Here is a 15,647-nt window from a genome sequence, read left to right on the forward strand (position 1 = left end):
AACCATAGCAAAATCCCCTTCGAGTTCACTCCTTTCCTTATGTTACCACACAAGGCTTTTTAAAGAGTATCAACTTGAAGGGGATGATTTTAATAGAGGTTATATTGTAGTTTGTACATTTATATTCGAAGGTCACACGATTATTTAATCCAGTGGTTCATAATCAAACCAATCGAACAGACTGGGTGCACCTTCTCCTGATGGATTGTGAGCATACATGGCAATGATGACTCCTGTGAAGCCGCCCGCCACTTCAGTAGAGAGCAGATGGGTTTCGCCCGAGCCGAGGACAGTGCCAGTTGTTGAACCTTGCTGCACGGAGAATGTGAATATATCACGCTGGGCCTGAATCTGTAATATCGCAGGTCCAGCTCCACAGTCCCGAATTACCTCTGTTCTTAAAGTACCAACCGTTCGTCGGAATATCATTTTTTTGTGACCGTTGACCCGAGTTATAGCCAGATCATAATGATATTTCTCATTCATATAGACGGTCAATCCCGCTTCGTCGCCATCATGCGTTGGATCAAAGTTCATTTTGGCAGCCAAGTTACATAAGAAATGGCTCAAGCGACGACCTACAAAGGCGGGATTTCCATTATCATTGAGAGATACGGGGTTTCCTCGCAGAACAAGATGGCCCGGGTGTTCTGTGAGTGACCAACTATCTGGAGCTGGATTCCGTAGGAAGATCCAGTCCAGACCAAGTGTGGACACATTGAAATCATCCCGGGTTCCCTTGTGGGGCCATTGGACTTCAGGCAGCTGCGGGCCAATCATGACAGGCTCAATATGTCCGTCATGACCGATGATAGGCCATCCTTCACTCGTCCAGTTCACGGGTGCGAGGAATGTCTCACGCCCCAAGTGATGCCGCAAGGGGTAGGCTGCTGGGCGTATTCCAAGGCATACCGCCCACCAGCTTCCGTCATGTGCTTGCACCAAATCGGCATGCCCAGTGGCGTGAATGCTGCTTTTCATGCTTCGGTTCGAAAGGATCGGATTGTGAGGGCAGGGATGGAAAGGCCCATATGGATCCGTGCTTCGTGCAATGGTTTCCATATGCCCGTATTCGGTTCCCCCTTCGGCGATCATCAGATAGTAGAGGCCATTTATTTTGTACAAGTGTGGGGCCTCAGGTGCGGCACCGCCAGTTCCCTTCCAGATGAACTGGCTCTCTGTCAGCTTGTTGCCCGTCAAGATGTCGATCTCGCATTGATAGATTCCCTCACCTTCATTCCCATTACAGGCGGATTGAAAGTAAATACGACCATCATCATCAAAGAATAGGGAGGGGTCTATGCCATCCTGGGCGACAAAAATAGGATCGGACCAAGGTCCTTCAGGTTTCCTGCTTCGTACATAGAAGTTGCCGCCTCCGCTTACATTGGTAGTTGTCATGTAGAACCAGCCATCATCGTGGCGTAGAGTTGGCGCATAAATACCTCCGGAACTGCCCGCTTTGGAGAGTGGAAGCTGTTCGGCAGAAGTGAGTACATGGCCAATCTGTCGCCAATTCACAAGATCTTTGCTATGAAAAAGGGGTACACCCGGGAAATATTCAAACGTGCTGGTTACGAGGTAATAATCTTCGTCTACCCGACAGATGCTGGGATCTGGATAGAAGCCCGGAATCACGGGATTGGTGTAGTTCGACATCATGTAGTGCTCCTATTCATTCCAGAGTTTAACGCGATCCTGGACGTATTTGGTGAATCCCTGCTCCATTTTTTCGACATCTGCATCAACAAGCTTCTGCTGATAGTCATTCCAGATGGCATCGAATTCTTCCGGTTTCGCCATGACGGCCAGCGGAATCTGTTTCCATGTAATATCCTTCACTTTATTAGCTATAATGTTGATTTCATCATCACTTGGCACAGAGATATTCCATACCGCTCCCCATGGTTTTACCGGGAAATCCTTTTCGTTCGGAAACAGATCCATCCAGGTCGTTGCATCGTAAGCTTGAAGGGTCTCTTTCTCTACATCCGTATAATTCTCAATAATCTGTTCCGGGAAGTTCTTGGTATAATAATTGTCAGTAGAGTCTTTCGCGCCATCCCCGTAATGACCACCTATATTGGTGTAAAGGCCTACGCCGGATTCTCTGGTGAAGGCGATATTGTCATTAATAATGCGCTGCTGCACATCCGCGGGTACAACTCGCTTACCGTCCTCCGTCGTATATTGCTTACCTTCTACGCCCCAATAGTTAAGGATTTGGCCTTCCTCGGAAGCGAGAAAATCCAGAAATTTAATGGCTCGGACCGGATCTTCTGCACTTTCAGTTATGCCTACACCCCAGCCAGCCATGAACCCAGTGGACTGGTATCGGTTATCCTTGTATTGATCGGATAGCATGACAGAATAATGTCCATAGGTTTGATCATTTTTTCCTGCAGCCTTCAGCGCCTTTTCCCCATCGGAGTAGCCCCAGTCTGCATCGATCAGACCGATGACACGACCAGAAGCGACTTTGGCCAGATATTGATCGTTTTTCTGAATAAAAGACTCCTGATCAAGCAACCCAGTGTTATACATATGGTTAAGCCATTGGAAGTACTCTTTCTCACCTTCCGTGCGGAAATGGTAGGTTGCTTCATGCGTTTCCGGATCAATGTAGTACTCTCCATCACCGGATTTACCAGTAGTCTCAGCCGCGGGATTTGTCACGGTAATTTGAATGTGCCAGTCATCCGCGTTTAATGTCATGCCGATATTTTTGTTACCATTCTCATCGGTAGGGTGCTTCTCCAAATAAGATCGAATGACATTTTCATAATCTTGCAGTGTCTTGATCTGAGGGTACCCGGCCTCCTGCACAGCACGATGCTGAAGCTCAAAACCTGCACCAGCCACGAAGTTGACCCCGTCTATGGCTGAGTAGGTAGGAATGACATAGATGGAAGGATCGTCGTTACTGTAGCGCAGACGTTTGATTTGGTCACCGAAGAGTTTTTGGATGTTTGGGGCATGTTGATCGATCAGATCAGTAAGGTCCAGCATTGCTCCTGCATCAACCAATTTGTCCAAATCCCCCTTGGGACTGATCAGATCGGGGTAATCACCACTTGCTGCGATCAGTGCCAGTCTCTGTGCGGGGTCCGATACTGCGAATTCGGCATCCAGTGTGATGCCTGTCTGCTTGGTAATTTCCTTGCCGACATCATCCTGCATCTTATTCCAGTTCGCGTTGGAATCTGCTCCAAAGAAAGTCAACGTCATCGGCGAAGTATCACTGGCATTTCCTTCTTTGTTTTCTGAGCTTTCATTGCCGCTACTGCACCCTGCCAGCAAGCTTAATGAGAGTGTAAGTGCAACGGAAACTTTTGCAATCTTTCTCATCGAATGAACCATAATGACCCCCTAATGTTATTCGTTAATTTCTTGAATTCGCTTACAATAATCACTTAATCTGTGCTGTATTTGCAGCGCTACATGAGGAATTATAGAGAACCAATGATCGGCAAACCTTGATTTTTCGGTCATGGAGTAGCATGATATAGACATTCATTCCAACATGAATCATGGAGGCGAACTGTTGAGCAACGCCTATTTGAATTGGTTTACAGCTGATTTGGAATTTCCGTTCTACATTCAATATGGAGGACATGACGAAGACACCGAACTTCATAAGCATGTGGACTTTTCGGAACTTGTTATTGTCCTGAATGGCAATGCGACGCATGTTGTTAATACGGAGGAGTTTTTTGTTAAGAAAGGCAATGTATTTGTGATTAATGGTTCCACTCCGCATGCCTACAGAGATCCTCATGATTTTCAGATATGCAACATTATGTTCAGACCCGAAATGCTTGCTTCCGCCGGACCGGATCTGAGAAAATCAAAGGGGTTTCAGGCTTTGTTTGTATTGGAGCCGTTTTATCGCAATATTCACTCCTATCCGAGTAAAATGTCCTTGCCTATTTCCAATCTGGAGTATGTGGAATCACTGATCTCTGTCATGATTGAGGAGTATAGAAGCAGACAGCAAGGATATCAGACGATGCTGATCTCCCGTTTTACGGAGATGGTTGTTTATCTGTCGAGGCATTATGAGACACAGGAGAAGGGGATTGAGGGCACTAATCTGATGCATCTGGCGAATGCCATTTCCTATATCGAGGATCATTATCTTGAACCCCTGACCTTGGAAGAGATTGCAGGGAAGTCGAATGTTTCTATACGGCATCTGAATCGCATCTTTCGATCCTATTATCAGATGACGCCCATCTCGTATTTACAGAAGCTGCGACTGGAGAAGGCATGTTATCTGTTAAAACAGGGGAACCTGTCCATTACTGAAATTTCTTATGAATGCGGGTTTAACGATAGCAATTATTTTACCCGGCAGTTCACAAAGATGTATGGCATTTCTCCCAAAACGTACAGGCAATCTCTATAACATGCCGCTGTGGTGTGATGAACGAATGAAGGAGGGGTGAGTGTGAGAGAAACCTGTGTTCCAACTGGAGTGGCACTAAAAGATACCGGCTTTGGATATACGCTGTCCCTGGTAAGCGGTAAATATAAAATGGTTATTCTATATTGGCTGTCCGAAAACAAAGTGATGAGGCATAATGAGCTGAAGAGAAGCATTGGTACCATTTCTTACAAAACATTGAGCGTCATGCTTAAGGAGTTAGAGGAACATGATCTGATTCTACGCAAAGAATATCCCCAAATTCCGCCCAAAGTTGAATATTCATTGTCGGAACGAGGAAAATCAATAATGCCACTGTTAGATATGATGTGTGATTGGGGAGAAGCCAATATGGCGTCTGCCCCAGGGTTAATACAATGCTAACGGTCAGGTTGTGAGAGATTAAAAAAGCAAAAAGCAGTATCTCCTGAAAATTGGAGATACTGCTTTTTTGATCTGCTCTGAGTGGGCTTTAGAAGTTCTCCATGAAACGTAAATAGTTATGTGCGCTTTGTTCCAATTCATCTGCTGTAGGTTCATGTTCTGCCCCGTAGAAGGCAAAGAATGGCCGATAATCGGCATCGCAGTAATAGAAAGTCGTCTCAAAAGGCGTTAGCAGTTGTCCAAGGGTATAACGATATTTGCCCTCTTCCGTGTAATCCGCCTCTTTGATTCCGGCAGATACGGCCAAAGCGACTTTGCGTTGCTGCAATTTGTCCCCCTTGGAGCCGTAAGCCCAGCCATACGTAAAAACTTCATCCAGCCATTGTTTAAGAAGAGGTGGGCTGCTGAACCAATAGAACGGAAATTGCAACACAAGATGGTCATGACTTTCAATGAGCTGCTGTTCTTGCTGCACATCAATATGTCCATCAGGGTAAACTTTATAAAGTTCATGTACCGTATATTTTTCTGGATATTGTTGGAGTTCTTCTATCCATCGTTTGTTGATGACCGACGTTTCCGGGTTGGGATGTGCTACGATGACAAGTGTTTTCAAAATGAATTCTTCCTCTCTAAGCTATAATGTTTCTTGAGTATAAAGGGAGAATTGCCAGGATGTAAGTATGCACTTTTAGTACAGGTACTTACCTTAAGGTAAGCACCACCGGTCGTTTTGTATGTTCCTTTGAGGCACTCCAAACGGTCATGGATATGAGGTGTGGCAGGGGGTTATGGGAACATGCAGAGCGTCTCGGGAAGGTTAAGTCATAGAAAGGAGTATAGCCGCCAGATTAATGCTTGGCGGCTGTTTATTAATTTTTAAGTTATAAACGTGGTGTGTTCGTAATGGAGTCATTATTCCTCTTGCACATTATAGAGCACACGGGCAAGCAGATTCTGACCATAATTGCCGAAATTTTTGCCAAAGATCGTCAATCCGCGTTTGTTCACTGGTCCGTCCGTTACAGCAATTCGAAAGTGGATATCGCTTTTGTAATCCAGGCCAATCTCGTCCAGAGTTACATCGGAGATGCGGCATCCATCAATATAGCTGCCCTCTTGGGTGATACGGATCAGTTTCAGCATCCCGTATTGATTCAGATGCGGCGGCCACCAGTCCGGATTGAACGTACCACGGGTATTACCAAAATCTCCTGGGCTCGTCCAACAACCAATCTCGATGCCGTTAACGTAGAAATAAATATCCGAAGGGTAGTTGTCGCAAAAACCTGGTGCCTCCGAACCCAATTCCATGGACAACTGGATTTCGCTGAACGTTTGGTTGGGCTTAAGGTAGTTGGGAATTCGATATTCGAGATAACCTTCGGCTAGCCAAATCATCTCCGCATCAATACGGAGTGGATCAGCAAAGTAACGTGGATCATCGAACTCACCGACAATGCTGTCCCGGGTAGCGAGACCACATGTAGGAGCTGCCTGATAATCGCTATAATGCCCTACCTGAATTTCAACCTCGTATCGGTTATAAATCTCCTGTGAACGCAGGTCCACCATTAATTTTTCCTCATTGAGATAACATATCTTCTGAATTCCATGTTTACCAACCGCAGTATTGATCTCAATCAGACCGCTTTCTTCCAATTTCTTAATATGCATTGTAATGGCGCCATTGCTGAGCCCCAGTTTGGTTGCGAGATCATTGAGGTTAAGACTCTGGTTCTTGGCAAGCAGTTCAATGATCTGGATCCGAATTTCCGAACTGAGTGCCTTGAAAATATTAACGCCAGACATCAGATCTTTAATATAAATCATAGGTGGTTTTCCTTTCCACGTTCTGAACAAAGCCCTGCTGACCCAGGCTTTTGCACATTTATATGGTTTGTTTTAGATAATTATAAATGATTACCCGATGGAAGGGAAGGGCGGAGTAAAGGAAGCCAAATCCCTTATATACATAGCATAAATGGGCGTAATATTCATAAATTGATGAATATTTACTTTAGAAAATAACTTAAATCATTTCATATATATTTGAAATATACCATTGAAATGTGATGTAACCGCTTTTATAATCCTAGTATACCTAAATTGATTTAATACTTCATGAACCAAATTAACTATTTGATCAGGAGAGGTGGATTCGATTTGGAAAAGTTCAAAGGAATGACAGGATTCAGGAAGAAACGTTGGGCATTACCTGCACTACTTGTACTTGTTTTGCTATTGGCGGGTCAGTCCCGGGCATTCGCGGCATTTTGGAATCTGAGCGGAGATATTGCCGTCCACGATCCATCCATCATCAAAGAAGGAAACTCATGGTATACCTTCTCAACAGGTCCTGGCATTCAGGTCCTGAAATCAGATAACGGCTCCTCCTGGTATCGTGTTCCGCAGATTTTTCTGAGCAAGCCCTCCTGGTGGGCCTCTGCCGTTCCGGGACAGAGCGGTCTGGATGTATGGGCGCCTGACGTGGAGCAGTACAACGGAAAAGTGTGGCTGTATTATTCCATCTCTACCTTTGGCTCCAACAGATCTGCGATCGGGCTTGCGTCTGCAACCAGCATTGGAGCAGGTCAGTGGAAGGATGAGGGGTTAGTACTTCAAACCACAACCGCCAACGATTATAACGCTATTGATCCGAATCTGGTCATCGATGCTTCAGGCAACCCGTGGCTGGCTTTCGGTTCTTTCTGGAGCGGTCTGAAGATTGTGAAACTCGACAAAAACACAATGAAACCGACCGGAAGCATATCCTCCATTGCGGCGCGTCCGAATAATGGCGGGGCCATCGAAGCACCAAGTATTGTGTACCGTAACGGTTATTATTACTTGTTTGCCTCCATTGATTCCTGCTGCCAGGGCGTAAATAGCACGTACAAAATGGTCTATGGACGTTCGACAAGTATCACAGGACCGTATGTGGACAAAAACGGTGTGAACATGTTGAATGGTGGCGGAACCCTATTGGATTCGGGGAATGTCAAATGGAAGGGACCGGGCGGTCAGGATGTGTATAACGGTAATGTGATTGCGCGCCACGCCTATGATGCTGATGATAATGGCAATCCGAAGCTGCTAATCAACGACCTGCTGTGGGATTCCAGCGGCTGGCCAACCTACTAGTTTGTTTTAAATAAATATAAAATGTTTTAACAAAGTATTGACTAAAGTGATCTGGATTTGATAAATTTAACAACAGAAATCTTATTTTACTGAATTGAATACGGTTACAAATCCAGATCAGGAGGGGTTCAGATGGTAAAGAAAAAAAGATTGGTCACACTTATGCTTTTAATGCTGGTAAGTGCACTCGTGTTTGCGGGCTGCGGAGGAAGCAGCGGATCAAGCGGGGACAAGGAATTGACATTCATGTTCCGTGGTGGCACAGATGAACAAAAGGCATATCAAGCCGTTGTTAAAAAGTTTGAAGAAGAGCATCCAGGTGTCAAAGTCAAAATTATCGTAACAGCTGCAGATCAATATGCGACAAAATTGAGAGCTGCCATTACAGGCAACAGCTTGCCGGACGTATTTTATTTTAACCCTGGTGATGTGAAAGCCTATGTGAACAGCAATGTGCTAATGAACCTGACACCTTACATTGAAAATAATGCGGACGTAGATCTGGATAACATCTGGAAATATGGTGTGGATCTGTACCGTTATGATGGCAAAATGGCAGGTCAGGGCGATCTCTACGGCATGCCGAAAGATCTGGGTCCGTTCGCACTCGGATATAACAAGACATTATTCGAAAAAGAGGGCATCCCTTTCCCTGATAAGGACAAGCCTTACACATGGGACGAATTCATCAAGGTCAACCAACAAGCAACCAAGGATACGAATGGAGACGGTAAACCGGACGTGTTTGGTACAGGCTTCAACGTACAATGGGCGCTGCAGTCCTTTGTATGGAGCAATGGTGCAGACTGGTTGGATGACAGCAAAACAAAGGTAACCATTGATGATCCGAAATTTGCGGAAGCACTGCAATTCTTTGCAGACATGCAAAACAAATACAAAATCACGCCTTCCATTGAGGAAGCGCAAACATTGGATACGTACCAACGTTGGATGAAAGGAGAAATGGCTTTCTTCCCGGTAGGTCCGTGGGATATGAGTACATTTGAGAAACTGCCTTTCGAATATGATTTGCTGCCTTTCCCTGCAGGCTCTACGGGTAAATCCGCAACGTGGATCGGTTCACTCGGTATCGGTGTATCGGCCAAAACGAAACATCCGGAAGAAGCTGCAGCATTGGTGAATTACCTCACCGCTTCCAAAGAAGGCATGCAGCAGTTGGTTGATGCCAAAGTGCAAATCCCGAATCTGCTTGATATGGCTGACGAGTGGGCCAAGGATACTTCAACGAAACCAGCCAACAAACAGGAATTCATTGATATCGTAGAGGATTACGGTCGCGCGCTTCCAGGGAACTACACGTACAATGCGGAATGGTATGACCTGTTCTTCACTGATATCCAGCCCGTACTGGATGGCAAGATTACAGCCGCAGAATATGTGAAGCAGCAACAGCCAAAAATGCAGAAACTGTTGGACAAAGCAGTAGAGCAAGAGAAAAAATCTCAGAAATAAGTATTTTGCAACATGCTGAAGTGTGACTGAAAAGATTGAAGGGTAGGTTCTAGAGAGAAGCAGCCCACCAAATGGATAGAGTAATAGATTCCGTGTTCAAAAAAAGGCGGTGCCAGCAGCCTGCTATCACGCTGCTGGCATCATTTTGGATTCCATACGGGTATGTTGCATGAATTGATCGAGCAAGCAGGCGTGTATCGATTCATGCAACATGCTGATATTAGAAACAGGGGTGAGCGCAGTGATTACAAAATCTAGTTTGTATCGCAAAGAGAGGCTGTACGGATATTTGTTTATTTTGCCTCCGGTTCTTGGTTTGCTGATCTTTGTTCTGTTCCCTTTCCTATATTCCTTGTACGGTTCGTTTACGGATTGGGATGGCTTGGGACAGATGAACTTTATCGGTTTAGCCAATTTTAAGGATTTGCTCACGGATGATCTGTTTTACAAAGCGATGTTCAACACCTTTTATCTGATGCTGGGTATCCCGATTGGTTTGTTGCTTGCATTGCTGCTGGCGATGGGTCTGAATCGTAAAATTCCCGGCACTACAACGTTCCGTGTGATCTATTATATTCCGGTCATTTCTTCCCTCGCAGCGGTGTCCATCATGTGGAACTGGGCGTACAACGGGGATTACGGATTAGTGAACCAATTCCTTGATCTGTTCGGTATTGAAGGCCCTAACTGGCTCGCAAACAAAGATACGGTTAAACCGGCCCTGATTATTATGACGGTGTGGAAAGGTCTGGGTTATACGATGTTATTGTATCTGGCTGCACTGCAAAGTGTATCACGTACATATTACGAAGCGGCTGAGCTTGATGGAGCGAACGGGTTCCAGATTTTTCGCAACATCACCTGGCCGATGGTGAAGCCGGTTACCTTTTTCCTCGTTGTTACGAATATTATTGGTGGTTCCCAAATCTTCACTGAAATGAACATTATGACGCCTACGGGTGGTCCTGAATATTCATCCGCATCGATTGTCTTCTACATCTGGCAGAAAGCATTCAGTAACCTGCAAATGGGTTATGCCTCTGCGATGGCCATGATTCTTGGTATTTTCATTTTTGTCATTACCTTGGTGCAGTTCAAAATGAACGAAAAATCAGCCTATGATGGGGATTAATGGTCTAGGAAAGGAGTGAACCGGAGATGTCTTACAGTCAAAAGAGGAAACTAACGAACTCTATCATTTTTATCGTTTTGGCACTTGGTGCTATTGCGATGATTGCACCACTGATCTGGATGTTGTCCACTTCTGTGAAGGAGAAGCAGGATGTGTTCGCACTTCCGCCCGTGTGGATACCTGAAGTGTTCCAATTCGGAAAGTATAAGGAAATCTGGGAAGCAGGTCCGTTACTCAGCGGGATCAAAAACAGCTTGATCGTGGCGATCAGTGTTACCGTTGTCGGGACGTTTACGTCGAGTATCGCTGCCTTTGCTTTTGCCAAATTGAGATTTCCGCATAAAAACAAACTGTTTCTTGCATTGCTCGCATCGATGATGATTCCGTATCCGACAGTCATGATTCCGCAATTCATCATGTTCTCCAAGTTGGGCTGGGTGGACACGCTCTTGCCGCTTATCGTTCCCGGATTATTTGGGAACGTCGTTATGATCTTCTTCCTTCGTCAATACCTGCTTAGTGTACCTGATGCCATTATTGAAGCAGCGAAAATTGATGGCAGCTCCTATTTCCGACTGTACTCCAGCATTACGTTCCCGCTCATTAAACCAGCGATTGCAGCTCAACTGATTCTCTGGTTCATGGGTATCTGGAATGATTATCTGGCACCGATTATTTATCTGAATTCACCTGAGAAACAGACCTTGCAGCTCGTTATTGCGAACTTCAATGCCACGTATGCGATCCAGACGGATTACCCGCTTATTATGGCGGCGTCCATTGTTGCGCTGCTGCCGGTGTTGATCATCTTCCTGATCTTCCAGAAACAGATTATTGAATCGGTAGCGATCTCTGGAGTGAAAGGATGAATCAGCGGAGAATATTCCGCGGGTGGACGAATTCAGGAAAAGGAGTTGTTGCTTCCATGTTGCTTATGCTGCTGGTTGGGGCTACAGGCTGTTCTGGAGATGGAGCAGGGGAATCAGTTTCCCCGCCGGTCTTTCCGGATGCTCCCCAAGATACTCAATTGTATGACACCTCCATTCTGGACGACGAATCCCGTTGGACGGTGAACAATGCGCATGATCCGGCTATTATCAAAACAGATCAGGGATATTACGTCTATTCCACAGACGTTCGTGTAGCAGGGGAAGCGAAACCGGGCGTCATGGTACGCAAATCGGATGATTTAATTAACTGGAAATGGGTAGGTCAAGCATTGCCAGGTATCCCAAAGGAAGCGCTTGATTGGACAGGTGCAGTTAACCTGTGGGCACCGGATGTGATTCAGGTTGGTGATACCTACCGAATGTATTATTCGGCTTCGACCTTTGGCAGCACGCGGTCGGCCATCGGTTTGCAGACATCCCCGTCCCCGGAAGGTCCTTGGACAGATGAAGGATTGGTTGTTAAAACATCCGAGAATGAAAAGGATAAGTTGAATGCCATTGATGCCAATCCAGTCTTGGATGCCGAAGGCAATTCATGGATGGTATACGGTTCTTTTTTCGACGGGATATATATTGCGCCTCTTGATCCGAAAACCGGAAAGTTCAAGGAAGAGGGGTATGGTACCCGCATTGCTGCCCGTGATCGTGCTACGGAAGAAGGTGCGGTGGAGGGGCCATATATTGTCTATAACCCGGAATTTAAAAAGTATTATCTATTCGTCTCATATGATTCTTTATTCGAAGATTATAACGTGCGTGTAGCCCGCGCTGATTCCATTACAGGCCCCTATACGGATGTAAATGGCATGAACATGCTGGATACGGAGCATCTGCCTCAATACGAAGTAGGAACCAAAATTCTGGGTGGCTATCGCTTCACCGAAGGTGAGGGCTGGGTTGCACCAGGACATAACTCGGTTCTTAAAGATGGTGACGATTATTATATCGTGCATCATGCGAGAGGCGAGACGGATAAAAACTGGCCGTATTTGCATGTACGTAAAATGCTGTGGACCAAGGACGGCTGGCCTGTTGTATCACCGGAACGTTATGCAGGGGAGTACACACAGGACATACCGAAGTCGATGATTGCCGGGGAGTGGGAAGGTCTGGCTGTTGATCCGTCGGTGGACGGACAGGTACAGGCAGTGCCTTACACCTTGCAAGCCAACGGCAAATTGAAAAGCGAAAACGGTTCAGGCAAATGGACGTTTGACGGCAAACAAACACTGACGCTGGAGTGGAAAGAAAGCCCGTGGGGCGGAGCCTCCACAGAAGAGCTGAAGTTGCTCCCGTCCTGGGACTGGGAGCGAAGCCAGCCTGCACTTGTGGTTACTGGCCTGAGCGACCGCGGCATTGCTGTCTGGGGCAAGCAGATTAGCGCCGCAGAGAAATAAGAGGCCCGGAGTTAGATTTGGTTCAGCGAGCGCGGAAAGTGCGAAGCTGTTGCTTTCAAGGTGCATAAGCAGCGCAGGGGGAGGACAAGAGAGCGACAAGGCCCTGCCACCCCCGGAGCGTCCGCGGTGCACCAGCAGCTGGCCGAGAAAATACGGCCAGTCATGCATTTTGTGGGGAGAGTCGACCGAGCAAAGCGGTCGACCCCATAGAAACAGAGCCACACCGATGGCTCGGAGTTTGGATTTGGTTCAGCGAGCGCGGAAAGAGCGAAGCTGTTGCTTTCAAGGTGCATAAGCAGCGCAGGGGGAGGAAGGAGCCGAAGGAGCGACTTTGGCATCCGATTTCAACCGCCAAGAGCGGTGGGAAAAGAAATCGGAGGACAAGAGAGCGACAAGGCCCTACCACCCCCGGAGCGTCCGCGGTGCACCACCAATAGGTTTTACATTTTTCGCTCGAAGGTTTCCAAATCTCCACTCCGAGCCATACACACACATTTGAAAGGGGAGCATTCCCATGACTGATTCCATTACATTTACCAATCCCATCCTGGAGCAACGTGCTGATCCGTGGGTGTACCGTCACACCGATGGGTACTATTATTTCTCCGCTTCGGTGCCAGCCTTTGACCGGATTGAGATTCGTCGTGCACAAACGCTGGAAGAGTTAAGAGATGCTGAGCCGGTAACGGCATGGCACAAACGTGATACAGGACCGATGAGTGCCAACATATGGGCACCTGAAATTCATTTTATCGATGGAAAATGGTACATATATTATGCAGCAGCTCATACCAGCGAGACGAATGAAGGCCTTTTCGACCACAGGATGTATGTGTTGGAGAATGATTCTCCGAATCCACTGGAAGGTGATTGGGTGGAGAAAGGACAGATTCATACGCGCTGGGAAACATTTGCATTGGATGCAACGACTTTTGAGCATAAGGGAATTCGTTATCTGGTCTGGGCACAGAAAGATCCGGACATTGTGGGTAACTCGAACCTGTACATCTCCGAAATGGAAAATCCGTGGACACTGCGTGGTGAACAGGTCATGATCGCAACACCAGAGTACGACTGGGAGATCATCGGCTTCAAGGTAAACGAAGGGGCGGCAGTGTTGCATCGAAATGGGCGGATCTTCATTGGTTACTCTGCGAGTGCGACCGACTATAATTATTGTATGGGTTTGCTTACTGCGGATAAAGATGCCGACTTGCTTGATCCAGCGAGTTGGGTGAAATCGCCAAAACCAGTATTCCAAACGTGTGAAGCGAATGGTCAGTATGGTCCGGGTCATAACAGCTTTACGGTATCACCGGACGGCAAAACGGATATTCTGATCTATCACGCGCGAAACTACAAGGACATCGAGGGAGATCCTCTCTATGATCCAAATCGTCACGCCCGCGCACAGGTCATTCACTGGAACGAAGATGGCACGCCTGACTTTGGAGTCCCTGTTCCAGATGGGAATGCTGCGGCAGAAGCGAAATAATAATACTTCTAAAGTTTTAATATAGTAAGCCCTTAGTCAGCGAGCCATGCTGAATAGGGGCTTTTACTTATGTACACATTGAAAAGGGAGACATGAAGACGGATACGAGAGACAGCATAGAAGCAACCATCCCCTAACCTCTGCGTATGAGGAGTATACAATTCACTATACACATAATATTAGGAGGCCATATATGGATTCGCGTGAGACATTGGACCGGGAGCTAGAACAGATTTTAAAATGGGAAAAAGGGCAGAAGGACTTGTTTATTTGGGACAAAATTGGACGTTTGCCATTTGCCATGCTGGATAAAGTTATGCCCAAAGCGCTGAAACAGAAAATAGGAGACTCGCTGAACGAAGTCGGTCAGTATGTGCAGAATGGCGGGAAATTTCTCGTTCAGAAAAAGAAGGTGGCGGAACTGCTGCAAGAGGAAGCAATCAAATCCGGTTATTCCATGAAGGCCGATATCTCTTACGAAGACCAGGATGGAGAGACAAAAGATACGACGAAAATTCACAGTGTGGAAGGCTTGCCGCTTGAAGTGCTGGATCGCACTGCTGATAACATTACGGACAGTCGAACGAGGTTTGCTGCTGCACAAGGGGCTGCAACAGGTATCGGTGGCATTGTAACGATTGCTGCAGATATTCCAATGGTCATGGGGCTTTCCCTGAAGGTGCTGCAGGAGATGGCGCTATGCTATGGATACGACCCTGACGAACCCCAAGAGCGCATATTTATCGTCAAATGTCTGCAATTCTCCTCCGCCGATATTGTGGGCAAGAAAGCAATTATTGATGAACTCGCCGATTACGATAATCCGGACAAGCAGGTTGAGGTTATCTCTCAAATGCAGGGTTGGCGGGAGGTTTTTAATTCCTACAGTGAATCGTTTGGGTGGAAAAAGCTGTTCCAACTCATTCCGATTGCCGGTATGGTATTCGGTTCGGTGAGCAACAAAAATACGATTCGTGATGTTGCCGAAGCCGGAAAAATGTTGTATAAAAAGCGCCTGATTCTTCAGCGCCTTTCACAATAAGATCCATTAACCAGAAGGGCTGTACGGACACAGCCGCTGGACTATGACTCTGACGCTAACGAATCTATGACATTCTATTGTGGATTATGGAAGGCTGCGCCGACTCTAAGGAATCCCATTATCGCTATTTGTATGATAATCAGGCAAAACGATGCCAAATCAGACTAAACATAAGGAATAGAGTGTCTGTGATTCGTTACATTG

Annotated in this window: 13 protein-coding genes; 9 read left to right on the forward strand and 4 right to left on the reverse strand. The window is 46.4% G+C overall.

From position 1 onward, the window contains the following. Window positions 1-144: 144 nt before the first annotated feature. Entirely contained in the window at window positions 145-1,662 is a 1,518-nt protein-coding gene (locus tag RS891_RS06090; protein ID WP_315794773.1) for a glycoside hydrolase family 43 protein, read from the reverse strand. 9 nt (window positions 1,663-1,671) lie between these two features. Continuing rightward, window positions 1,672-3,360, reverse strand: coding sequence for an ABC transporter substrate-binding protein (locus RS891_RS06095; RefSeq protein ID WP_315794774.1), 1,689 nt, complete (start codon window positions 3,358-3,360; stop codon window positions 1,672-1,674). A gap of 184 nt (window positions 3,361-3,544) precedes the next feature. Between RS891_RS06095 and RS891_RS06100 the strand changes: the two genes are divergently transcribed. Both RS891_RS06100 and RS891_RS06105 read left to right on the forward strand, forming a co-directional pair. Beyond that, complete coding sequence (locus RS891_RS06100; RefSeq protein ID WP_113054186.1) at window positions 3,545-4,408, forward strand: helix-turn-helix domain-containing protein; 864 nt, start codon at window positions 3,545-3,547, stop codon at window positions 4,406-4,408. A gap of 42 nt (window positions 4,409-4,450) precedes the next feature. After that, window positions 4,451-4,810 carry a winged helix-turn-helix transcriptional regulator gene (locus RS891_RS06105; RefSeq protein ID WP_315794775.1) on the forward strand — a complete coding sequence of 120 codons (360 nt, stop codon included), beginning with the start codon at window positions 4,451-4,453 and terminating at the stop codon, window positions 4,808-4,810. A gap of 88 nt (window positions 4,811-4,898) precedes the next feature. Here the strand turns inward: RS891_RS06105 and RS891_RS06110 are convergent, their stop codons facing one another. Together RS891_RS06110 and RS891_RS06115 are read right to left on the reverse strand one after the other, a co-directional pair. Then, a complete protein-coding gene (locus RS891_RS06110) occupies window positions 4,899-5,426 on the reverse strand; it encodes an NAD(P)H-dependent oxidoreductase (protein ID WP_181586631.1) in 528 nt (175 codons plus the stop codon). 299 nt (window positions 5,427-5,725) lie between these two features. After that, window positions 5,726-6,643 carry an ArsR/SmtB family transcription factor gene (locus RS891_RS06115; RefSeq protein ID WP_076290172.1) on the reverse strand — a complete coding sequence of 306 codons (918 nt, stop codon included), beginning with the start codon at window positions 6,641-6,643 and terminating at the stop codon, window positions 5,726-5,728. 351 nt (window positions 6,644-6,994) lie between these two features. Between RS891_RS06115 and RS891_RS06120 the strand changes: the two genes are divergently transcribed. From RS891_RS06120 to RS891_RS06150, 7 genes are all read left to right on the forward strand, one after another. Further along, entirely contained in the window at window positions 6,995-7,954 is a 960-nt protein-coding gene (locus RS891_RS06120) for an arabinan endo-1,5-alpha-L-arabinosidase AbnA (RefSeq protein ID WP_315796192.1), read from the forward strand. A 132-nt stretch (window positions 7,955-8,086) separates the two neighbouring features. Next, complete coding sequence (locus RS891_RS06125) at window positions 8,087-9,427, forward strand: ABC transporter substrate-binding protein (RefSeq protein ID WP_113054189.1); 1,341 nt, start codon at window positions 8,087-8,089, stop codon at window positions 9,425-9,427. A 241-nt stretch (window positions 9,428-9,668) separates the two neighbouring features. Then, window positions 9,669-10,559 (forward strand): carbohydrate ABC transporter permease, encoded by an 891-nt coding sequence (locus RS891_RS06130; RefSeq protein WP_062324023.1) that lies wholly within the window; start codon window positions 9,669-9,671, stop codon window positions 10,557-10,559. A 26-nt stretch (window positions 10,560-10,585) separates the two neighbouring features. Further along, the gene (locus RS891_RS06135) at window positions 10,586-11,428 is read left to right on the forward strand and encodes a carbohydrate ABC transporter permease (RefSeq protein ID WP_090894108.1); all 843 of its coding nucleotides are present in this window, start codon (window positions 10,586-10,588) and stop codon (window positions 11,426-11,428) included. A 56-nt stretch (window positions 11,429-11,484) separates the two neighbouring features. Beyond that, complete coding sequence (locus tag RS891_RS06140; protein WP_315796194.1) at window positions 11,485-12,906, forward strand: arabinan endo-1,5-alpha-L-arabinosidase; 1,422 nt, start codon at window positions 11,485-11,487, stop codon at window positions 12,904-12,906. Window positions 12,907-13,420: 514 nt separating this feature from the next. Next, window positions 13,421-14,401: a glycoside hydrolase family 43 protein gene (locus RS891_RS06145; RefSeq protein ID WP_315794776.1), complete on the forward strand. Its 981-nt coding sequence runs from the start codon at window positions 13,421-13,423 to the stop codon at window positions 14,399-14,401. A 193-nt stretch (window positions 14,402-14,594) separates the two neighbouring features. Next, entirely contained in the window at window positions 14,595-15,443 is an 849-nt protein-coding gene (locus RS891_RS06150; RefSeq protein WP_315794777.1) for an EcsC family protein, read from the forward strand. The last annotated feature ends 204 nt before the right edge of the window (window positions 15,444-15,647 follow it).

This window comes from Paenibacillus sp. BIC5C1 (assembly GCF_032399705.1).
Taxonomy (GTDB): domain Bacteria; phylum Bacillota; class Bacilli; order Paenibacillales; family Paenibacillaceae; genus Paenibacillus; species Paenibacillus taichungensis_A.